The sequence below is a fragment of the Actinomadura hibisca NBRC 15177 genome, assembly GCF_001552635.1.
GTDB lineage: Bacteria > Actinomycetota > Actinomycetes > Streptosporangiales > Streptosporangiaceae > Spirillospora > Spirillospora hibisca.
Genome location: NZ_BCRO01000024.1, coordinates 42,748 through 63,963, shown reverse-complemented (window position 1 = coordinate 63,963; position 21,216 = coordinate 42,748). Strand labels below are relative to the sequence as shown.

Here is a 21,216-nt window from a genome sequence, read left to right as displayed (position 1 = left end):
AGAGACTAGACCCGCCCGATGGTGCGGCGGGTGGCGGCGAGCCTTTGGTAGATGTCCCACAGGATGCGGTCGGCCGCCTTCTGGAGGTTGCCGCGCTGCGCGTCGAGCTGCCCGCCCCACTCGCGGGCCTCGGGGCCGAGCCAGGCGTCGGTGCCGCGCAGCGTCTTCTGCGCCGGGTCCAGGGCCTGACGCAGCTTGCCGATGCTGCCGTAGGCGTCGGCGTACGCCTGGTAGAGCTGCTGGTAGGCGGGGTTGGGCTGCTCGCCGGGTGCCAGCGCCGCCGCGGCGGCGGCCGACAGGGGCGGCTCCAGGGAGCCGGGGGGCGGGGGTGCGGGCATGACGGCCTCTCATCCGGCGAGATCGGTGGGGGAGCCGGTGGCCGGACGCGACGATGCCGGACCGGGCGCACCGGCCTGCTGAGCGACCGCGAACCCCTGCCCGACCTGGTCGGCGGCCTGCCGAGCGGGGGCGAGGCCCTCGCCGGGTGAGGTCGCCTGTTGCGCGGGGGCAAGGCCTTGGGCGGGTGCGCCCGCTTTCAGGTCGAGTTTGTCGATGGCCTCGCGGGTGCGCTTGCTCATGTCGGCGCCGGTGAGCACCTGGACGGCCACCGCGCCCACGCCCACGCGGTCGGCCTCGGCCAGGAACGCGCGCAGCCACTTGACGTCCATCGTCAGGTGGTGGCTCGCGGTGCCGAGCGACTCCTCGATCACCTTCAGCCGCGCCTTGTCGCCCCCGGCGGCGTCCAGCAGCGCCGCCGTGCCCGCCGGGCCGAGCCGCTCGTAGAGCTTCTCGGTGTAGTCGGGGTCGTCGGCGTTGGCCTTCAGGTGCTTCCACACCGTGTCGGGGACCGGCTTGCCGTCCTGGACCGCTCCCGCCACCGCCAGCGCGTCGGCTTTGGCCGCCTTGGCGGCGGTCTGCCGGTTGGGGAAGGCGCCGAGGTCACCGGCCCCGTTGGGCGTGGTCCTGCGCTTGGGCGGCGGCTGCACCGGCTTGGGGGAACCGCCCGAACCCGACCCCGCGTTGCCCCTGCCTCCGGAGGAGGGGGCGGGGGAGGGCGGCGGCGGAGTGACGCCGCCGCCCTTGTCCGGGTGGGTGATCGCGTAGTTGTAGCGGCGCGACAACATGCCGATCTGCTCGCTGGCCCACAGCGCGACCTGGTCGGCCTGCCGGTACCCGCCCGACGGCACGCCCGGCGGCGGCCGGTGCGCCGCCAGCCACGCCTTGATGGCGGCGTCGGCGTCCTGCACCTGCTTGAGGAGCTGGTTCAGCGCCCCCGGGTCGATGCCCCGGAAGTCGGAGTCGCGCGCGGCCGGACCGGTGCGCATCTGCGCGGTCATCGTCCCTCCGGGAGGTCACGGGCGGGAACCACTACGATCGACTCCCCAGAATCACACTCGTATCACGCGCTGTCGAGGGCCTTGTCGAGGGCGGCGCGCACCGATCCGGGGTCGCGGGCCACCACCGCGCCGCCGCCGGTCACGACGATGGGTCGCTGGATGAGCGCCGGGTGCGCCACCATCACCTCGATCCACCGCGCCCGGTCGTGCGGCAGGTCCTTCAACCCCAGCTCCTTGGCGACCGGCTCGCCGAGCCGCGCGGCCTCCCACGGCTCGACGCCGATCCCGGTCAGCAGCGCGTCGAACTCCTCGGCCGTCGGGGGTTCGTCCAGGTAGCGGCGCTCGGTGTAGGCGACCCCGGCTTCATCCAGCGCGGCCTTGGCGGCGCGGCTCTTGGAGCAGCGCGGGTTGTGCCACAGCTCGACGCCCATTTTCTCGCCTCCGCTCGGGGTCATACGTCCCCTCCCACCTCGGCGGCCTCGCCGCCGGTGATGCGCAGCAGTTCCTCGTAGGAGGTGGGGAAGACGGTGTGCGGGTGCCCGCCGGCCGCCCAGACCTCCTCGTACTTGTCCAGCCAGACGTCCACGAGCGTACGGATCGGCGCGGGGTGGCCGAGGGGAGCGACACCCCCGATCGGCTGGCCGGTGGCCTCGCGCACGAACTCGGGGGAGGCGCGCCCCACCTTGGCGGCGCCGACCAGCGCCGCGACCCTGCCGGTGTCCACCCGGTGCGCGCCGCTGGTCAGCACCAGCAGCGGCGCGCCGTCCGCGTCGAAGATCAGGCTGTTGGCGATCGCGCCCACCGCGCAGCCGAGCTGGTCGGCGGCGGCCTGCGCGGTGCGGGCGGAGTCGGGCAGTTCCACGATCCGTCCCGCGGCGCCCTGCTCGCGCAGAGCGGCCGCGACACGTTCGGCATTCGGATGCATGGGCAGCACCTTAGTGAGGGACCCGTACCCGTGCCCCCAGGGGAGGAGACCAGTGAAGACACGGCTCGCCGCATTGGCCGCGGGAAGCGCGCTGCTCGTCGCGGGCTGCGTGCCCGAGGGCAGCGGCCCCGAAGAGGACGGCGCGGGGCCGGCGGCCTCGCCCAGCGCCCCGTCCAGCGCCCCGTCCAGCGCGCCACCCAGTGCTTCGCCCGGCACGCCCGCGCCGACGCCCACGCCCGTCCAGCCCACGCGCCGGACCCTGAAACCGGGGGCCAAGGGGGAGGACGTGCGGGCGCTCCAGCGACGCCTGGCGGAACTCCGCTACGACCCGGGCAAGGCCGACGGCCGCTACGGGCCCGCGACGCAGATGGCGGTGTGGGCGTTCCAGAAGGTCAACCGGATCAAGGTGACCGGCACGCTGGGCGGCGGCTTCTGGAAGACCCTGGACGCTCCCGCGCAGCCGCGCCCGATGGCCAGGAAGCGTGAGGCCGACCGGATCGACGTGGACCTGCGCCGCCAGTACCTGGTGGTCTACAAGGCAGGGAAACCCGCGCTGATCACGCACATCTCGTCGGGCTCGGGGGAGTACTACTGCGCCAAGGACCCGGGCGCGACCGTCGCCCGCTGCCGCTACGCCACGACGGGCACCGGGGACTTCCGCACCGGGCGGAGGGCGTCGGGCTGGGAGGTCTCGCCGCTCGGCCGCCTGCACAACCCGATCTACTTCAACGGCGGCATCGCGTTCCACGGGGCGCTCGACGTGCCCCGGAGCCCGGCCTCGCACGGGTGCGTGCGGATGCCGATGCACATCGCGGAGGACTTCCCGAAGCTGGTCGGGACCGGCGTCCCGGTGCACGTCCGGCGGCCCCGGTGACGCGCCGGGGACCGCTCGGGGGCGGCCTGTTCGACGGCCCTGACCTGCGCGGTCATCTCCATGATCGCCGAGGGTGGCGGCGCGTGTTCGAACACGTTGACGAATCGCCGTCCGGAGGGTTTACTGTGAGTGCGTCGAACCTATGTTCGACGTGGTACGGGACTCGCGGACCGTGCCAGGGCAGCGTCCCCGCCGTGGCCGTACGCGCGACGGCCATGGCGGGACGGACGGCCGGGCGGAGAGAGGGGAAGCTCTCCGCCCGGCCGGCCCGAGCCCCGGAAGGAGGCAGTTGATGTCCGGAACCACCACGCGCGGAGCCCCCTCCGCCGTCCATTCCGCACCCGGCGCCGTGTCAGGTTCGCGGGCCGCGTACGGGTCCTCCGGCACCGGCGACATGCCGAGCCCGCGCCCTCGCCCGCACCCGGCCCCCCGCCCCGCGCACAGCGTGGTCGGCTACCTCAACTCGGCCCGCATGGGCCTGGCCGAGGCGGCGGAGGCCACCACCCCGGCCGTCCGCTACGTGTGCGCCCACCTGGCGGCCCTGCGCGCGGCCGCGGCGGTGCTGGTCGCGAAGGACCCCGCCGAGTCGCACCGCCGCGGCCGTCCCACCAGCGCCTGGGTGCTGCTGCCCGAGGCCGAGCCGACCCTGAGCGAGTGGGCGGCCTTCTTCGCCGCGGGCGCCGACAAGCGCGCCGCCGCCGAAGCGGGCCTGCCCCGCGCCGTGACCCCGCAGGAGGCCGACGAGCTGCTGCACGACGCCGACGTGTTCGTGACGCTGGTGGAGGACACCCTGGGCGTTCCGGGGCAGGCGACGCTGTTCGACCGCCTGCTCGGCCCGCTCTCCTCGCCCGGCGGCCCGGAGAACGACCGGAAGGCCGGCTAGCGCCGCCCACCGCCCCCCGTTCCTCAGGCCGTCGCACCGCCAGACCCCGGTCGTCCTTCCCCCGACCGGCCGCGCCGGACCGGCGGGACCCCGCCGTCGCCCCTCCTCACCGGCGGGGCGGGGTCCCGCTGTCCGGCGGCGACCGCCCGTCCCGGCCCCACCTCCCCTGGGCCGGGCGGGCGATGACGGTCGCGCCGGTGGACGCCGCATCCCCCCGAGGCGGCTCCACCGGCGCGATCCCCGCGTTCACGGTCCCGGGCTGACTTAGCGCAGGCTGACCTCACGTGGGCTGACCTCACGTGGGCTGACCTCACGTGGGCTGACCTCGTGCGGGCTGACCTCGCGCGGGCTGGCAGCCGCAGGGCCGGACGGCCGCGGAGCGGACGCCCACGCGGTCAGGGCAGGGGCGGCAGGGTGGTCAGGGATTCGCGGAGGCGGAATTTCTGGATCTTGCCCATGGCGTTGGCGGGGAAGGTCTCGGCCAGGTACCAGCGGCGGGGCGTCTTGTGCGGGGCCAGGCGGGCGCGCAGGTGCTCGTGCAGGTCGGCCGACGCGGGCGGGGCCGCCGGGTCGGCCGGGATCACCGCCGCCGCCACCTGCTCGCCCCAGCCGGGGTCGGGCACGCCCAGGACGACGGCGGCGGCCACCGCCGGGTGGGCGGTCAGGGCCTCCTCGATCTCGCGGGGGTAGATGTTCTCGCCACCCCGGATGATCATGTCCTTGAGGCGGCCGGTGACGCGCAGGTGGCCGCGTCCGTCCAGCGTGCCGAGGTCGCCGGTGCGCAGCCAGCCGTCGGCGTCCACGGCGGCGGTCGCCTCGGGCATGCCGTGGTAGCCCAGCATGAGCTGGTGGCCCCTGGCGCAGATCTCGCCGGTCTCGCCGACCGGGACGGTCGTGCCGGTGGCCGGGTCGACGATCCTGACCTCGACCTGCGGCAGGGGACGGCCCGCGTGCGCCTTGTCCTCCGGGGAGTCGTCCGGGGCGGTCTGCGTGATGACCGGGCTCAGTTCGGTCTGCCCGTAGACGGTCGAGAAGCGCGCCCCGAAGCGGCGCTCCGTCTCGGCGATCAGCGGCGCGGGCACCGCGTCGCCGCCCGACATCACGATCGTGCAGGCCGACAGGTCGAACCCGTCGAACCCGGGATGCGCCAGCACGCCCGCCAGCATCGCCGGAACGCCGCCGAACAGGCTCGCGCGCCACTCTTCGAGCGAGCGCAGCACGACCTCGGGGTGGAAGAACTGCGCCAGGACGAGCGTCGCCTCGTTCAGCGCCGCGCCCAGCACCGACAACCCGCAGCCCGCCGTGTGGAACAGCGGCAGCGCCGTCGCCCACGTCCCGCCCCGCTCGAAGCCCGCGCGGGCCGCCACCAGCGACGCGTTGGTGACCAGGCCGCGATGGTGCAGCAGCGCGCCCTTGGGGAAACCGGTGGTGCCGGAGGTGTACTGGATCTGGCCAGGCCCGCCGGGATCGACGGTCGGCAGCGGGCCCGGTTCGACGGCCGCCAGTTCGTCGAGCCAGGACCCCAGGGGGATGAGTTCGCGCAGCTCGGGCGTGCGGGCGGCGACGTTGCGCACGACGCCGGCCATGTCCACCCCGCGAAAGGCGTCCACGTAGGCGACGCCGACCGCGTCCGACTGCGTCAGCACGTACTCCAGCTCGGGTTCGCGCAGCGCCGGGTTGGCGGTCACCAGCACCAGGCCCGCCAGGGACGCGCCGTACTGGAGGATCACCCACTCGGGCACGTTCGGCGCCCACAGCGCGACGTGCTCGCCGGGCTCGAACCGCGTCGCCAGCCAGGTGGCGGCGCGGTGCGCGGCGTCCAGCAGCTCGCGGTAGGTCCAGGTGCGGTCGGTGCGGCCGTCGCCGGTGAGGGCGCCGCCGGGCGGGGCGGCCTCGGCGAGCGCGATCCGGTCGGGGACGGCGGCGGCCGCGCGCGCCAGCACGTCGCCGGGGGTGAGGTCGAGGATCGGCTGCGAGGTGTCGGCGGGCCAGTACGACTCGGTGAGCGTCATCGGTTCTCCAGGTCGGCCGCGGTGGGGACGGGGCCGCCGCCCTCGGGGATCCAGCGGCCGGAGTCGCGCCACTTCACCGCCTCGTGGAAGCCGTGCGCGGCGGCGAACTCCTGGAACCAGCGGCCCTCGGGGGAGTGCCGGGTGATGCCGTCGAACAGGGTGGCCAGGATCTGGGTGCCCTGGAGGCCCATGTTCTCGTACGCCTGGTTGATCATGAGCTTCTGCATGGCGAGCTGGTTGACCGGCACGCCCGCCACGCGGTCGGCCAGCGCCTCCACCCGCGCGTCCAGCTCGTCGGCGGGGGCCGACTCCAGCACCAGGCCCCACTCGGCGGCCTGGACGCCGTCGATGGTGTCGCCGGTCAGCAACATCCGCTTGGCGCGCTCGGCGCCCAGCCGGTACACCCACATCGCGGTGGTCGGGCAGCCCCAGACGCGCGCGGGCGGGTAGCCGATGCGGGCGTCGTCGGCCATGACGACCATGTCGCACGACAGCGCGATGTCGCTGCCGCCCGCGACGGCGTACCCGTGCACCTTGGCGATGGTCGGCTTCAGCGACCGCCACAGCGAGAAGTAGTCGTCGGTGAACTCCTTCATGACCCGGAAGTCCAGGATCGGGTCCCAGGTCTTGTCCTGCTGGGTGCCCTTGCCGTCCTCGGCGGAGATCTTGAGGTCGTAGCCGGAGCAGAACGCCCGGCCCGCCCCTTGCAGGACGATGACGTGCACGTCGGGGTCGTCGTTGGCGCGGCGCACGGCGGCGCGCAGCTCGCCGGGCATCCGGAAGTCGATGGCGTTGAGCCGGTCGGGCCGGTTGAGGGTCAGGTACGCCTTGCGGTCGCGGGTCTCGTACTCGATCGTCTCGAACGTCACGGATTCTCCTTCATGATGAGCCGCACCACGTCCGCCCACCGGTCGAGCAGCGCCGCGCGGTCGGCGCCGTCGCGGTAGAGGACGTCGGAGATGGCGATGCCGCGCAGCAGCTGCACGGTCAGGTCGGCGATCAGCGGGTAGGCGGGCGAGGCCGTGACGGCGGGCCCCACCACCTCCTCGATCACCCGGTGCAGGTCGCGGCGGGCCGCGCCCTCGGCCCGGCGCAGCACCGCGCGCAGCGCCGGGCTGGTGCGGGCGGCGGCCCACAACTCCAGCTCCGCGCCGAACGAGGGCGTCAGCAGCGCCGCGCGCAGCACCCGCAGCGCGCGGGCGACCGGGTCGGCACCGGGCGGGGCGTCCGCGAGCGCCGCCCGGACGGCCCGCTCGTTGCGCTCGACCAGGCCGCCGATCGCCGCGCCGAACAGCTCCTCGCGGGTGCGGAAGTGGTGCAGCAGCGCGCCCCGGCTGACCCCGGCGCGGCGCTGCACCTCCAGGGTCGTGGTGGCGGCATAGCCCCGGTCCACCAGGGATTCCACCGCCGCCTCCACCAGGCGGGCGCGGGTCGCCTCCCGCTGGTCGTCGCGCCGGGTCATGCCGCGCCCCTTTCACCGTCAGAGTTGACTGTGAAAGCGACCCTCGCACATCGCGGCGGCGGAGGGAAGGGGCCGGGTGCGACCGTCCCTTTGCCCGGCCGTGACAATGTGGGGCGTGAGACGAGCGGAGCCCGGCGGGCGCGGACTGGTGGCCCTGCTGGCGTTCCTGGGCGTCATGGCCTACTCGCTGGCGATGGCCGTCGTCACCCCGGCGCTGCCGCTGCTCCAGTCCGGGCTGCGCACGACCGCCGCCGGGGCCGCCTGGGCGCTGACGGCGATGACGTTGTCGGCGGCCGTCAGCACGCCGGTCGCCGGGCGGCTGGGCGACCTGTACGGGCCACGCCGGGTGCTGCTGGCGGTGCTGGGAGTCGCGACGGTGGGCATGGTGGTCGCCGCGGCGGCCCCCACGCTGCCGGTGATGCTGGCGGGACGGGCGCTGGCGGGCGTCGGCGGCGGGGTGTTCCCGCTGGCCTACACGATCGTGCGCGAGGTGTTCCCGCCCGCGCGCACCGCCTCGGCGATCGGGCTGATGTCGTCCATGCTGGGCCTCGGCGGCGCGCTGTCGTGGTGCGTGGCCGGGCCGATCATCGACCTGCTCGGCTGGCGCTGGTTGTTGTGGCTGCCGGTGTTCGGGCTGGTGCCGGGCCTGCTGGCGGCCTGGTGGATCGTTCCCGAGGCCGCGCCCCGCCCGGCCGGGCGGGTGGACTGGTGGGGCGCGGGCCTGTTCGCGGCCTGCCTGGTGGCGGCGCTGACCGCGCTGACGCAGGGCATGGCGTGGGGCTGGACGTCGCCCGGCGTGCTCGGCCTGGCGGGGCTGGCGGCCGTCTTCGCCGCCGTGTGGCTGCGCGTGGAGTCGCGCGTCACCGACCCGCTGGTCGACCTGCGGCTGATGCGGCGGCGCGGGGTGTGGACGGCGAACGCCGCCTCGCTGCTGTCGGGGTACGCGCTGATGGCGGGCGGCATCCTGTTCCCGCTGCTGGTGCAGCTGCCCGAGTCCACCGGGTTCGGGTTCGGCGGCACGGCCACGCAGGCGGCGCTGCTCCAGATCCCGGCGAGCATCGGCATGACCGCCGCCGGGATGACCTGCGGGATGCTGGACCGCCGGATCGGCTCGCGCGCCGTCCTGCTGCTGGGCGCGGTGCTGACGGGCGCGGGCTACGCGTTCGTGGTGGTCGCGCACCACGAGATGTGGCAGCTGTACGTGGGCGGGATCGCGCGCGGCGTCGGCCTCGGCTTCGCCTACGCGGCCGTCGCGACGCTGGTGGTGGCGGCCGTCCCCGCCGAGCGGACCGGTGTGGCCAGCGGCATCAACACGCTGCTGCGCACCGTCGGGGCGTCGCTGGGCACCCAGGTCAGCGCGGTCATCGTGGCGGCCTCGGCGACCGCCGCGACCGGCCTGCCCGCCGAGGGCGGCTTCGCCCGGGGCTTCGCGGTCAGCGCCGCCGTCATGGGCGGGGTGCTGGCGCTGGCCCTGCTCGCGCCGCGCGCCGGGGCCCGCCGCCGCGCGTGCCGCGCCGAGGCGCCCGCCGAACCGGCCCCCGCCGCCGAGCGCTGAGTTCCTATGCTGGGGCCATGGACGCCCCCGCAGTGCCCCGCGCGTCCCGCCGCCCCTCGCTGGAGACGGCCGTCGCGGCGGGCGTCGTCGTGCTGGTGGTCGCCGCCACCGCCGGGCAGGCGCTGAACTCGCCCGCGCAGACCCCGGCGCGCACCGTCCTGGACTGGGCGCTGATCCTGACCGCCTGCGGCGCGATGGCCGTGGTGCGCGCGCACCCGGTCCCGGCGTGCCTGTACGTGCTCGTGGCGGCCGGCGTGTACTACGTGACCAGCCCGGTGGACGGGCCGCTGATCGTGGTGCTGATGGTGACGTTGTACGGCGTCGCCGCCACCGGCCGCACGGTCGCGGCGGCGGTGCTGGCGGCGCTGACCGTGGCGGGCGTCGCGCTCGGCTCGCTGCGCGGCAACGACGACATGAACGGCGTCGCGCTGGTGATGATGACCGGCTGGGTCGTGGCGATGGTCGCGCTCGGCGCGGCCGGGCACAACCGCCGCGAGGCGCTGCGGGCCGCCGCCGAGCGCGCCGCCGAGCAGGCCCGGCTGCGCGCCACCGAGGAGCGGCTGCGCATCGCCCGCGAGCTGCACGACGCGGTCGGCCACAACATCTCGATGATCAACGTGCAGGCGGGCACCGCGCTGCACCGGCTGGCCGCCGACCCCGGCCGCGCCGAGGCCGCGCTCGCGGTGATCAAGGACGCGAGCAAGCAGACGCTGCGCGAGCTGCGCGCCACGCTGGGCGTGTTGCGGCAGGTGGACGAGGACGCGCCGGTCCGCCCGCCCGGCGGCCTCGCCCGGCTGGACGAGCTGGCCCGCCACGCCGAGCTGGCCGGGCTCGCCGCCGCCGTCGAGGTGCGGGGCGCGCCCCGGCCGCTGCCCGCCACCTCGACCTGGCCGCCTACCGCATCCTCCAGGAGTCGATCACCAACGTGGTCCGGCACGCCGCGGCCGGGACGGTGCGGGTGCTGGTCGACTACGACGCGGGCGGCCTCGGGCTGGAGATCGACGACGACGGCGCGGGCGCCCCGGCCGGGCCCCGTGACCAGCGCGGCGCGGGCGCGGCGGACGGCAGCGGGATCGTCGGGATGCGCGAGCGCGCCCGCGCCCTGGGCGGCGAGCTGTCCGCCGGACCCAAGCCCGACGGCGGTTTCCGGGTGCGCGCCCGGCTGCCCTACGGAGCCGGCGAACCCGTCTGAACCGCCCGTCCCGCACGCCGTTCCGGTGCCGTTTCCGTCGTGCCGGGCCCCTTCCGTATAACCGTTCGCACATAGCTCGCCCCTCAAGAAGCATTTGTGACGCATGTCGCACGGAGTCACGATGACTGCGACCGGATGGACCGGGAGCACGTCCCGGACGAGGGCAGGGCGGTGGTGAGGATGACGGGTCGCACCGGGGTCATCGGAGCGGGGCCGGAGGCGGCGGACGACCGGCACAAGTGGCCGATGCTGGCCATCGTGTCGGCCGGGTTCCTGATGATGACGATGAACTGGTTCGCGATCGCGCCCGGCTTCGGGCAGATCAGCGACGAGTTCGGCCTGGAGATCCCGCAGGTCGCCCTGCTGATCTCGGTGTTCGTCATCGGCTACGGGGTGTTCCACATCCCCGGCGGCTTCGTGGCGACCCGCTGGGGCATGCGCGCGGTGCTGGCGCTCGGCCTGGCCGTGGAGGGCCTGGCGGCGGTGGTCTCGGCCCTGGCCCCCGACTACTGGACGCTGATGGCGGTGCGCGTGGTCGCCGGGATCGGCGCGTCGGTGTTCGCCGCGATCGGCGTCGCGGCGGTCAGCGTGTGGTTCCAGCACCGGCACCACGCGCTCGCCCTCGGCGTCACCTCGGCCTGCTTCGCGGTCGGCTCGGCGCTCGGGCTGTACGTGTGGGACCCGGTCACCGGCGCGCTCGGCTGGCGCGGCGCGCTGGCGCTGGGCGGCGCGCTCTGCCTGGTGGTGGCGGCGGTCAGCGCCGTCTGGTTCCGCGTCCCGGCGGGCAGCGAGCGCCTGCACGGCGTGCGCCTCACCCGCCAGGCCGTGCGCGAGACGCTGGGCAACCGGGACATGTGGCTGTACGGCGTGGCGTTCCTGGGCGCCTACGGGGCCTTCCTCGGCGGCTCGCAGCTCATCGCCGGGTACGGTGCCGACGAGCGGCACTTCAGCTCGGGCGAGGTCGGCCTGGCGGCGCTGCTGATCGGCGTGGCCGGGGTGCCGGGCAGCGTCCTGGGCGGCTGGATCGGCGACCGGTTCGCCAGCGTGCGCACCGTCTTCACGGTCGCGGCGATGGTGGAGGGCCTGTTCTTCTTCCTGGTGCCGCTGAGCGGGCCGGGCTGGTTCTGGCTGCCCGCGTTCGGCATCGGCTTCATGTTCAACTTCGGCTTCTCGGTGTGGCAGACGGTGCCGGGCTCGGCGCGCGGCATCTCCGAGGAGAACATCGGCACCGCGATCGGGCTGATGCTCAGCGTCTCGGCGATCGGCGGGTTCCTGCTGCCGTTCCTGTTCGGGCGGATCGTCCCGTCCGCCGGGTACCCGATGGCCTGGGGCTTCTTCGGCGTGGTGAGCATCGTCTGCGCGCTGGCGGCCCTGCTGGTCCGGGTGCCGAAGCCGGCGAAGGCCGTCGCGCCCATCGTCACGGGCGGGGCCGCGAGCGAGCCCGCGACGGGCTGAGCCCCGCCGAGGCCGCGGCGTATCCGTGTCCAGCCCCCCGCCCACTGGTCGGCGGGGGGCTGGTCGCCCCCTGACCCGAGGGTGAATTCCTGGCAAAGCGGTGGCCGTGGCCGAGGTGGGCGGGTATGGCCGGTTCATGGGGGAGTGGTTCGCGCGGGAGATCGTCGGCACCGGGCGGTTGCGGCTGATGGTGTTCCTGGTGGCGTTCATCGCGGCGTTCCTGTTCATCCGGTTCAGCGTGCGGATGATCCGGCGGCAGGTGCGGTGGTGGCCGGGGAACGTCACGCCCGGCGGGCGGCACATCCACCACGTGGTGTTCGGGCTGGTGTTCATGTGCGTGGGCGGCGTCGGGGGGCTGGTGGTGCCCGACGAGGCGTCGGTGGCGGCGGCCGTGACGGCGGGGATCTTCGGAGTGGGGACGGCGCTGGTGCTGGACGAGTTCGCGCTGGTGCTCCACCTCGACGACGTCTACTGGTCCGAGCAGGGGCGGTTGTCGGTGCAGGTCGTGTTCGTCGCCATCGCGCTGTGCGGGCTCGCGCTGCTCGGGTTGCGGCCGCTGGGGCTCGACGACCTCGGCCAGGACGACGAGGACGGCGTCGCCGTCGGGGCCGTGGTGATCGGGCTGTCGCTGCTGCTCAACCTGTGCACGGCGACGGTCACCCTGCTCAAGGGGAAGGTCTACACCGGGCTGCTCGGGCTGTTCGTCGGCCTGTTCTCCCTCGTGGGCGCGGTCCGGCTCGCCCGTCCGGGGTCGCCGTGGGCCCGGTGGCGCTACCGGGAGGGTTCGCGCAAGCTCGCCCGCGCCGTCGCCCGCGAGAACCGCTGGCGGCGGCCTGTCGCGCGCCTCACCACGGCGCTGGGCGACCTCGTCGCGGGACGGCCCACCGCCGGGAGTTGACCGGCGTTCAGCCGAAACCTATTGCGGACACCCGGAAACCGGCATCCTGCTACGACTCTAACCGGTGCCCAGCGACCGGTTCCGAGCACCCCGTAACGCTGGGTGAGACCACAGAACCCCGCTGGGGCAGCGGTGGCATGACTTGTCCGGAAAGCGCCGCCGGGGCCGGAGAAACGAGGCGGAAAGGGCGGCGAACGCGCTCGGGCCCCGGCGGGCGGAATTCGCCTGCCGGGGCCCGAACACGTGTGCGGATGGAATGGACGGAATCAGAAGGACTCGACGGCGCGGCGCGCCTCCGGGTCCAGGACGCCCCAGCCGATCAGCTCCTCGGTCAGCTCGGTCGGGGACTTGTCATAGATGACCGCGAGCGAACGCAGGTCCTCCTGACGGATCGACAGGACCTTTCCGTTGTAGTCGCCCCGCTGGCTCTGGATCGTCGCGGCGTAGCGGGCGAGGGGACCGGCCTTGTCCTTCGGAAGCTGCTGCAGGCGCTCAAGGTCGATGACGAGCTTGGGCGTAGGCCCGAGCGGGCTCGGCGCGGCTCCGCCGGGCAGCAACTCGGAGACCGGCACGCCGTAGAAATCGGCGAGCTCGGCCAGCTTCTGAACGGTGACGGCGCGGTCGCCCCGCTCGTACGAACCCACGACGACGGCCTTCCAGCGGCCGCGGGACTTCTCCTCCACACCGTGCAGGGACAGCCCCTGCTGGGTGCGGATGGCGCGCAGGCGCGCGCCGAGAGCCTTAGCGTATTCAGACGGCATTTTGCGGCCCCCCAGGCTCACTTCGTCGTCGTTAAAACTGGCCCCCGGATCTTGTTCCGGGGGGAGGCGGTTCCATGGGCCATTCGGCCGCCGGAGTCCGTCTCCAGGGATGGTTACGGACAGTGACGGTAAAACGGTGACGGCCTCAGGTCAAGCCGATTGGAAAAAAGCGGTCGAATCTACCGGTCTCGATCCGGGCCGTCCGGATCGCCGCCAACCCCCGCGCGCAGGGCGTCCCGGGCCCTGCGACGGCCTCGCGCGCGCCCTCGCGATCTTCCCAGTGTGACCCCTCTCACCAGGCAAGACGTTGTCCGGGCCGGGTACTGGGCAGGGAGGGTTCACTGCTACGGTGAGGGGGACAAGGCGTCCTTTAAGGCCCGTCCCGTGAGGCGGGGAAGGAGGTTGTGGTGGTGAATGCTGCCTACCGGCCGGAAGGGCCGGAGGGGGAGCGCGTGGCAGACGGTGACCCCCGGCCCAAGGCCGTTCTGGAGGGCCCGGACATCAGGCGCGCGCTGACCCGGATCGCGCACGAGATCCTCGAACGCACCAAGGGCGGCCACGACGTGGTCCTGCTCGGCATCCAGACCCGCGGCGTGACGCTGGCCGAACGGCTGGCGGGCAAGCTGGAGGAGGTCGAGGGCCGGCCCGTCCCGTGGGGCTCGCTGGACGTGACGATGTACCGCGACGACCTGCGCATGAAGCCCGCCCGCGCGCTCGGCCGCACCGAACTGCCCGCCGAGGGCGTCGACGACCGCGTGGTCGTGCTGGTGGACGACGTGCTGTTCTCCGGCCGCACCGTGCGCGCCGCGCTCGACGCGCTGAACGACCTGGGCCGCCCCCGCGCCGTCCAGCTCGCGGTCCTGGTCGACCGCGGACACCGCGAACTCCCGATCCGCGCCGACTACGTGGGCAAGAACCTGCCCACCTCGATGCGCGAGACGGTGAAGGTCCTGCTGGCCGAGAACGACGAGCGCGACGCCGTCCTTTTGGGCCCCGCAAGTGGCCGGAGCGAAGCGACGGCCGCTCTGCGCGGTTTGTCGGGGGGTTCAGGGGGGTCGTCCCCCCTGGGCGACAAAGGGGAGAAGTAAGTGAAGCGTCACCTCATCTCGGCGGCCGACCTCACCAAGGACGACGCCCTGCTCATCCTCGACACCGCCGAGGAACTCGACCGGATCTCCGGCCGCTCCATCAAGAAGCTGCCCACCCTGCGCGGCCGCACCGTGGTCAACCTCTTCTTCGAGGACTCCACCCGCACCCGCATCTCGTTCGAGGCCGCCGCCAAGCGGCTGTCGGCCGACGTCATCAACTTCTCCGCCAAGGGCTCCAGCGTCTCCAAGGGCGAGAGCCTGAAGGACACCGCGCTCACCCTGGAGGCGATGGGCGCCGACGGCGTCGTCATCCGGCACAGCGCCTCCGGCGCGCCGCACCGGCTGGCCAACTGGGTGCAGGGCAGCGTGGTGAACGCCGGCGACGGCACCCACGAGCACCCCACCCAGGCCCTGCTGGACGCCTTCACCATGCGCCGCCGCCTCGGCGGGCTGGAGGGCCGCAAGGTCACCATCGTCGGCGACGTGCTGCACAGCCGTGTGGCACGCTCCAACGTGCTGCTGCTGGACACCCTGGGCGCCGAGGTCACCGTGGTCGCCCCGCCGACCCTGCTGCCGGTCGCGATCGACACCTGGCCGTGCGAGGTCTCCTACGACCTGGACGCGGTGCTGCCCAAGAGCGACGTGGTGATGATGCTGCGCGTCCAGCACGAGCGCATGAACGCCTCCTACTTCCCGACCGTGCGCGAGTACAGCCGCCGCTACGGCCTGGACGTGGCGCGCATGAACGTGCTGCCCGAGCACGCCATCGTCATGCACCCCGGCCCGATGAACCGCGGCGTCGAGATCGCCGCCGAGGTCGCCGACTCGGTCCGCTCGACCATCGTCGAGCAGGTCGCCAACGGCGTCAGCGCCCGCATGGCCGTCCTGTACCTGCTGCTCGGCGGTTCCGAGCCTGCCATCGGCAAGGAGGTCTCCGAGTGAGCACCTACGTCATCAAGAACGCCCGCATCCTGGGCGGGGACCCCGCCGACATCCTGGTCCGCGACGGCGCGATCGCCGAGATCGGCCCGGACCTCGACGCCGCCGGCGCGCAGGTCGTGGACGCCACCGGCCTGGTCGCCCTGCCCGGCCTGGTGGACCTGCACACCCACCTGCGCGAGCCCGGCCGCGAGGACGCCGAGACCGTCGAGTCCGGCACCCGCGCCGCCGCCATGGGCGGCTACACCGCCGTGCACGCCATGGCCAACACCGACCCGGTCGCCGACACCGCGGGCGTGGTCGAGCAGGTCTGGCGCCTGGGCCGCGAGGCCGGGTACTGCGACGTCCAGCCGGTCGGCGCGGTCACCCGCGGCATCGCGGGCGAGCAGCTCGCCGAGCTCGGCGCGATGGCCGACTCGGCCGCCCGCGTTCGCGTCTTCTCCGACGACGGCCACTGCGTCTCGGACGCGGTGATCATGCGGCGGGCGCTGGAGTACGTCAAGGCGTTCGACGGCGTGGTCGCCCAGCACGCCCAGGAGCCGCGCCTCACCGAGGGCGCGCAGATGAACGAGGGCGAGATGTCGGCCGCGCTCGGCATGCGCGGCTGGCCCGCGGTCGCCGAGGAGGCGATCATCGCCCGGGACGTGCTGCTGGCCCAGCACGTCGGCTCGCGGCTGCACATCTGCCACGTGTCCACGGCCGGCTCGGTGGAGATCATCCGCTGGGCCAAGAGCAAGGGCTGCCCGGTCACCGCCGAGGTCACCCCGCACCACCTGCTGCTGAACGACACCCGGGCCGGGTCCTACGACCCGGTCTTCAAGGTGAACCCGCCGCTGCGCACCGCCGACGACGTCACCGCGCTGCGGCACGCCCTCGCCGACGGCACCATCGACTGCGTCGCCACCGACCACGCGCCGCACCCGGTGGAGGCCAAGGAGACCGAGTGGGCCGTGGCCGCCATGGGCATGATCGGCCTGGAGACCGCGCTGTCGGTCGTCCAGGAGGCCATGGTCGACACCGACCTGCTGGACTGGGCCGGGGTCGCCGACCGCATGTCGGCCGCGCCCGCCCGCATCGGCCGCCTGAGCGGACAGGGTCGTCCGCTGGAGGCCGGCTCGCCCGCCAACATCACGCTGTACGACCCGTCGCCGCGCCGCGCGGTGGACCCCACGGCGATGGCCTCCAAGAGCCGCAACACCCCGTTCGCGGGGCTGGAGCTGCCCGGCCGCGTCGTCGCGACGTTCCTGCGCGGCCGGCCGACCGTTCTGGAAGGAAAGCTCCAGTGACCCCACCCCCCGCAGTACTGGTCCTCGAAGACGGCAGGACCTTCCACGGGGTCGGCTACGGGGCCGAGGGGGAGACCTTCGGCGAGATCGTCTTCAACACCGGCATGACCGGCTACCAGGAGACCCTCACCGACCCCTCCTACGCCCGGCAGATCGTGGCGATGACCGCCCCCCACATCGGCAACACCGGCGTCAACGACGAGGACCCCGAGTCCGCGCGCATCCAGGTCGCCGGGTACGTGGTCCGCGAGCCGGCCCGCGTCGCCTCCAACTGGCGCGCCACCGGGTCGCTCGGCTCGGCCCTGCGCGCCCAGGGCGTGGTCGGGATCGCGATCCCCGGCACCCGCGCCCTGACCCGCCACCTGCGCGACCGCGGCGCGATGCGCGCCGGGATCTTCAGCGGGCCCGCCGCCACGGCGTCCGCCGAGGACCTGGTGGCGAAGGTGCTGGCCAGCCCGAAGATGGAGGGCTCCGACCTCGCCCGCGAGGTCGCCACCACCGAGCCCTACGTCGTCCCGGCGATCGGCGAGAAGCGCTACACCGTCGCGGCGGTGGACCTCGGCATCAAGTCGATGACGCCGCACCGCATGGCCGAGCGCGGCTGCGAGGTGCACGTCCTGCCCGCCACCGCGACCGCCGAGGACATCCTCGCGCTGGGCCCGGACGGGGTGTTCTTCTCCAACGGGCCCGGCGACCCCGCCGCCGCCGAGGGCCCCGTCACCGCGCTGCGCGGCGTGCTGGACGCCGGGAAGCCGTTCTTCGGCATCTGCTTCGGCAACCAGATCTTCGGGCGCGCGCTCGGCCTCGGCACCTACAAGCTGCGCTTCGGTCACCGGGGCATCAACCAGCCGGTGCAGGACAGGCGCACCGGCAAGGTGGACGTGTCCGCGCACAACCACGGCTTCGCGGTGGACGCGCCGGTCGAGGGCCCCTTCGACACCGCCTACGGCCGCGCCGAGGTCAGCCACGTCAACCTGAACGACGGCTGCGTGGAGGGCCTGCGCCTGCTCGACCGGCCCGCGTTCTCCGTTCAGTACCATCCTGAAGCGGCGGCGGGCCCCCACGACGCCACCGGCCTCTTCGATCAGTTCTGCGAGATCATGGAGGCGTCCAAGTAATGCCGCGCCGCGAAGACGTCAAGAGCGTCCTGGTCATCGGCTCCGGGCCGATCGTCATCGGCCAGGCCGCCGAGTTCGACTACTCGGGCACCCAGGCGTGCCGGGTGCTGAAGGCCGAGGGCCTGCGGGTCACGCTGGTCAACAGCAACCCCGCCACGATCATGACCGACCCGGAGATCGCCGACGCCACCTACGTCGAGCCGATCACCCCCGAGGTGGTCGAGAAGATCATCGCCAAGGAGCGGCCGGACGCGCTGCTGCCGACGCTGGGCGGCCAGACCGCCCTCAACACCGCCATCGCGCTGTTCGAGAGCGGGGCGCTGGACCGCTACGGCGTCGAGCTGATCGGCGCCGACGTGGACGCGATCCAGGCCGGCGAGAACCGCGAGAAGTTCAAGGAGATCGTCGGCAAGGTCGCCCGCGAGCAGGGCCTGAACGCCGAGTCGGCCCGCTCGAAGATCTGCCACACCATGGACGAGGTGCTGGCCGCCGCCGCCGAGCTCGGCTACCCCGTGGTGGTGCGGCCGTCGTTCACCATGGGCGGCGCGGGCTCCGGCTTCGCCCACGACGAGACCGACCTGCGCCGCATCGCGGGCGCGGGCCTGGACGCGTCCCCGACCACCGAGGTGCTCCTGGAGGAGTCCATCCTCGGCTGGAAGGAGTACGAGCTGGAGGTCATGCGCGACCGCGCCGACAACGTGGTCATCGTGTGCTCCATCGAGAACCTCGACCCGATGGGCGTGCACACCGGCGACTCCATCACCGTCGCCCCGGCGATGACCCTCACCGACCGCGAGTACCAGAACATGCGGGACGTCGCGATCGCGGTCATCCGCGAGGTCGGCGTCGACACCGGCGGCTGCAACATCCAGTTCGCGGTGCACCCGGGCACCGGCCGCATGATCGTCATCGAGATGAACCCGCGGGTGTCGCGCTCGTCGGCGCTGGCCTCCAAGGCGACCGGCTTCCCGATCGCCAAGATCGCCGCCAAGCTGGCCATCGGCTACACCCTGGACGAGATCCCCAACGACATCACCGCCGAGACCCCCGCCTCGTTCGAGCCGACGCTCGACTACGTGGTGGTCAAGGTGCCGCGGTTCGCGTTCGAGAAGTTCCCCGGCGCCGACGGCTCGCTCACCACCCACATGAAGTCGGTCGGCGAGGCCATGGCGATCGGCCGCAACTTCCCCGAGGCGCTCCAGAAGGCGCTGCGGTCGCTGGAGGCCAAGGACACCACCTTCACCTGGGCGGGCGAGCCCGGCGACGCCGCCGAGCTGCTGGCGGCCGCCTCCCGGCCGCACGACGGGCGGCTGCGCAAGGTGCAGCGGGCGCTGCGCGCCGGGGCCACCATCGAGCAGGCCTACGAGGCCACCAGCATCGACCCCTGGTTCCTCGACCAGATCATCGGCATCAACGAGATCGCCGAGGAGATCCGCACCGCCGAGGACGCCCTCACCCGCGACAAGATCCTGCGCGCCAAGCGGCACGGCTTCTCCGACGTGCAGATCGGCGAGCTGCGCAACCTGTCCGAGGACGTGGTCCGCGAGCTGCGGCACGCCCTCGGCGTCCGCCCGGTCTACCTGACGGTCGACACCTGCGCCGCCGAGTTCGCCGCGCGCACGCCCTACCTGTACTCGGCCTACGACGAGGAGACCGAGGTCCCGCCCGGCCAGAAGCCCAAGGTGATCATCCTCGGGTCCGGGCCGAACCGCATCGGGCAGGGCGTGGAGTTCGACTACTCCTGCGTGCACGCCTCGTTCACGCTGGCCGAGGCGGGCTACGAGACCGTCATGGTCAACTGCAACCCCGAGACCGTCTCCACCGACTACGACACCTCCGACCGGCTCTACTTCGAGCCGCTCACCCTGGAGGACGTCCTGGAGGTGGTGCACGCCGAGCAGAAGTCCGGCGAGGTCGCGGGCGTGATCGTCCAGCTCGGCGGGCAGACGCCGCTCGGCCTGGCCCAGAAGCTCAAGGACGCGGGCGTGCCCATCGTCGGCACCTCGCCGGAGAGCATCCACCTGGCCGAGGAGCGCGGCGCGTTCGGCCGCGTGCTGCACCGCGCCGGGCTGCTGGCCCCCAAGCACGGCACCGCCACCTCCTACGAGGAGGCCCGCGAGATCGCCACCGAGATCGGCTACCCGGTCCTGGTGCGGCCCTCCTACGTGCTGGGCGGCCGCGGCATGGAGATCGTGTACGACGACGCCACGCTGGAGTCGTACATGGCCAAGGCCACCGAGGCCAGCCCCGACCACCCGGTGCTGGTCGACCGGTTCCTGGACGAGGCCATCGAGATCGACGTGGACGCCCTGTACGACGGCGAGGAGCTCTACCTCGGCGGCGTCATGGAGCACATCGAGGAAGCGGGCATCCACTCCGGCGACTCGGCGTGCGCGCTCCCGCCCATCACCCTCGGCCACGACGACGTGCGGCGCATCCGCGAGTCCACCGAGGCCCTCGCCAAGGGCATCGGCGTGCGCGGCCTGATGAACGTCCAGTACGCGCTGTCGGCGGGCGTCCTGTACGTCCTGGAGGCCAACCCGCGCGCCTCGCGCACCGTGCCGTTCGTGTCCAAGGCCACCGCCGTGCCGCTCGCCAAGGCCGCCGCCCGCGTCATGATGGGCGCCACCGTCGCCGGGCTGCGCGCCGAGGGCCTGCTGCCGGAGTCGGGCGACGGCGGCTCGCTGCCGCTGGACGCGCCGATCGCCGTCAAGGAGGCGGTGCTGCCCTTCGACCGCTTCCGCGACCGCGAGGGCCAGTTCGTCGACACGATCCTGTCGCCGGAGATGCGCTCCACCGGCGAGGTCATGGGCATCGACGAGGTGTTCGGCACCGCCTACGCCAAGTCGCAGCAGGCCGCCTACGGCTCGCTGCCCACCAAGGGCCGGGTGTTCGTGTCGGTGGCGAACCGGGACAAGCGTCACATGGTCTTCCCCGTCAAGCGCCTTGCTGACCTGGGCTTTGAGATTCTTGCCACGGAGGGGACCGCCGAGGTCCTGCGCCGCAACGGCGTGCGTGCCAAGATCGTGCGCAAGCACAGCGCGGGCGCCGGTCCCGAGGGCGAGCCCACCATCGTGCGGCGCGTCCTCGACGGCGAGGTGGACCTCATCGTCAATACTCCCTTCGGCAGCCCCGGTCAGTCCGGGCCCCGTCTGGACGGCTACGAGATCCGCACCGCGGCGGTGCTGCGCGGGGTACCGTGCGTCACCACCGTCCAGGGTCTGGCCGCCGCCGTGCAGGGCATCGAGGCGATCGCCGCCGGGCTGGTCGGCGTGCGGTCCCTCCAGGAGCACGCCGAGCGGCTCCGGGGCGCGCACGGCGTGCTGGGCCAGGGGCCGGAGCAGGGGTGAGGCCCGGCTGACGAGGCCGGCCCGGCGGCGGGACCACGCGGTCCCGCCGCCGGGCCGGCCACATGACGACGAGAGGGAGAC

General features: G+C 73.6%; 19 protein-coding genes and 2 pseudogenes. 13 read left to right on the top strand and 8 right to left on the bottom strand.

Going from position 1 to position 21,216, the window contains the following annotated elements:
• Positions 1-5: 5 nt before the first annotated feature.
• From AH6_RS11710 to AH6_RS11695, 4 genes are all read right to left on the bottom strand, one after another.
• On the bottom strand, positions 6-338 hold the full coding sequence (locus AH6_RS11710) for a hypothetical protein (protein ID WP_067478228.1): 333 nt from the start codon (positions 336-338) through the stop codon (positions 6-8).
• 9 nt (positions 339-347) lie between these two features.
• The gene (locus tag AH6_RS11705) at positions 348-1,337 is read right to left on the bottom strand and encodes a hypothetical protein (protein WP_067478225.1); all 990 of its coding nucleotides are present in this window, start codon (positions 1,335-1,337) and stop codon (positions 348-350) included.
• A gap of 62 nt (positions 1,338-1,399) precedes the next feature.
• Positions 1,400-1,792, bottom strand: a complete 393-nt coding sequence (locus tag AH6_RS11700) for an arsenate reductase family protein (protein WP_245679278.1) — start codon at positions 1,790-1,792, stop codon at positions 1,400-1,402.
• Positions 1,789-2,262 (bottom strand): YbaK/EbsC family protein, encoded by a 474-nt coding sequence (locus tag AH6_RS11695; protein ID WP_067478219.1) that lies wholly within the window; start codon positions 2,260-2,262, stop codon positions 1,789-1,791. The genes AH6_RS11700 and AH6_RS11695 overlap by 4 nt, the downstream gene beginning before the upstream one ends.
• 52 nt (positions 2,263-2,314) lie before the next feature.
• Between AH6_RS11695 and AH6_RS11690 the strand changes: the two genes are divergently transcribed.
• From AH6_RS11690 to AH6_RS47050, 3 genes and pseudogenes are all read left to right on the top strand, one after another.
• The gene (locus tag AH6_RS11690; RefSeq protein ID WP_245679277.1) at positions 2,315-3,136 is read left to right on the top strand and encodes a L,D-transpeptidase family protein; all 822 of its coding nucleotides are present in this window, start codon (positions 2,315-2,317) and stop codon (positions 3,134-3,136) included.
• 292 nt (positions 3,137-3,428) lie between these two features.
• On the top strand, positions 3,429-4,019 hold the full coding sequence (locus AH6_RS11685) for an SAV_6107 family HEPN domain-containing protein (RefSeq protein WP_174555089.1): 591 nt from the start codon (positions 3,429-3,431) through the stop codon (positions 4,017-4,019).
• Positions 4,020-4,286: 267 nt separating this feature from the next.
• A pseudogene (locus AH6_RS47050) lies at positions 4,287-4,349 on the top strand (pentapeptide repeat-containing protein); the annotation flags it as partial.
• Between the two features lie 65 nt (positions 4,350-4,414).
• Here the strand turns inward: AH6_RS47050 and AH6_RS11680 are convergent.
• Genes AH6_RS11680 through AH6_RS11670 form a run of 3 tightly spaced genes read right to left on the bottom strand, consistent with a single transcriptional unit; the run spans position 4,415 to position 7,493 of the window.
• Entirely contained in the window at positions 4,415-6,031 is a 1,617-nt protein-coding gene (locus AH6_RS11680; RefSeq protein WP_067478213.1) for an AMP-binding protein, read from the bottom strand.
• Positions 6,028-6,900, bottom strand: a complete 873-nt coding sequence (locus AH6_RS11675; protein ID WP_067478209.1) for a crotonase/enoyl-CoA hydratase family protein — start codon at positions 6,898-6,900, stop codon at positions 6,028-6,030. Before AH6_RS11675 ends, AH6_RS11680 begins: the two co-directional genes overlap by 4 nt.
• Complete coding sequence (locus AH6_RS11670; RefSeq protein WP_067478206.1) at positions 6,897-7,493, bottom strand: TetR/AcrR family transcriptional regulator; 597 nt, start codon at positions 7,491-7,493, stop codon at positions 6,897-6,899. The genes AH6_RS11675 and AH6_RS11670 overlap by 4 nt, the downstream gene beginning before the upstream one ends.
• Before the next feature lie 115 nt (positions 7,494-7,608).
• Between AH6_RS11670 and AH6_RS11665 the strand changes: the two genes are divergently transcribed.
• The 5 genes and pseudogenes from AH6_RS11665 to AH6_RS11650 all read left to right on the top strand — a co-directional run bounded on the left by AH6_RS11665 (position 7,609) and on the right by AH6_RS11650 (position 12,593).
• Positions 7,609-9,048: an MFS transporter gene (locus tag AH6_RS11665; RefSeq protein WP_245679276.1), complete on the top strand. Its 1,440-nt coding sequence runs from the start codon at positions 7,609-7,611 to the stop codon at positions 9,046-9,048.
• A 17-nt stretch (positions 9,049-9,065) separates the two neighbouring features.
• Positions 9,066-9,743, top strand: a pseudogene (locus AH6_RS47045) (histidine kinase dimerization/phosphoacceptor domain-containing protein); the annotation flags it as partial.
• Between the two features lie 230 nt (positions 9,744-9,973).
• Entirely contained in the window at positions 9,974-10,240 is a 267-nt protein-coding gene (locus tag AH6_RS47040) for an ATP-binding protein (protein ID WP_373861772.1), read from the top strand.
• Positions 10,241-10,420: 180 nt separating this feature from the next.
• Complete coding sequence (locus tag AH6_RS11655; RefSeq protein WP_169807836.1) at positions 10,421-11,695, top strand: MFS transporter; 1,275 nt, start codon at positions 10,421-10,423, stop codon at positions 11,693-11,695.
• Between the two features lie 136 nt (positions 11,696-11,831).
• The gene (locus AH6_RS11650; protein ID WP_067478283.1) at positions 11,832-12,593 is read left to right on the top strand and encodes a hypothetical protein; all 762 of its coding nucleotides are present in this window, start codon (positions 11,832-11,834) and stop codon (positions 12,591-12,593) included.
• A gap of 266 nt (positions 12,594-12,859) precedes the next feature.
• Here the strand turns inward: AH6_RS11650 and bldD are convergent, their stop codons facing one another.
• On the bottom strand, positions 12,860-13,354 hold the full coding sequence (bldD, locus tag AH6_RS11645; RefSeq protein ID WP_021597992.1) for a transcriptional regulator BldD: 495 nt from the start codon (positions 13,352-13,354) through the stop codon (positions 12,860-12,862).
• A gap of 452 nt (positions 13,355-13,806) precedes the next feature.
• Here bldD and pyrR point away from each other — a divergent pair, with 452 nt between their 5' ends.
• Genes pyrR through carB form a run of 5 tightly spaced genes read left to right on the top strand, consistent with a single transcriptional unit; the run spans position 13,807 to position 21,135 of the window.
• On the top strand, positions 13,807-14,442 hold the full coding sequence (pyrR, locus tag AH6_RS11640; protein WP_083982637.1) for a bifunctional pyr operon transcriptional regulator/uracil phosphoribosyltransferase PyrR: 636 nt from the start codon (positions 13,807-13,809) through the stop codon (positions 14,440-14,442).
• A complete protein-coding gene (locus AH6_RS11635; RefSeq protein ID WP_067478200.1) occupies positions 14,443-15,384 on the top strand; it encodes an aspartate carbamoyltransferase catalytic subunit in 942 nt (313 codons plus the stop codon).
• Positions 15,381-16,667, top strand: coding sequence for a dihydroorotase (locus AH6_RS11630; RefSeq protein WP_067478197.1), 1,287 nt, complete (start codon positions 15,381-15,383; stop codon positions 16,665-16,667). Before AH6_RS11635 ends, AH6_RS11630 begins: the two co-directional genes overlap by 4 nt.
• A complete protein-coding gene (gene carA, locus AH6_RS11625; protein WP_067478194.1) occupies positions 16,664-17,785 on the top strand; it encodes a glutamine-hydrolyzing carbamoyl-phosphate synthase small subunit in 1,122 nt (373 codons plus the stop codon). Before AH6_RS11630 ends, carA begins: the two co-directional genes overlap by 4 nt.
• Positions 17,785-21,135, top strand: a complete 3,351-nt coding sequence (gene carB, locus AH6_RS11620; RefSeq protein ID WP_067478191.1) for a carbamoyl-phosphate synthase large subunit — start codon at positions 17,785-17,787, stop codon at positions 21,133-21,135. Before carA ends, carB begins: the two co-directional genes overlap by 1 nt.
• Positions 21,136-21,216 lie beyond the last annotated feature (81 nt).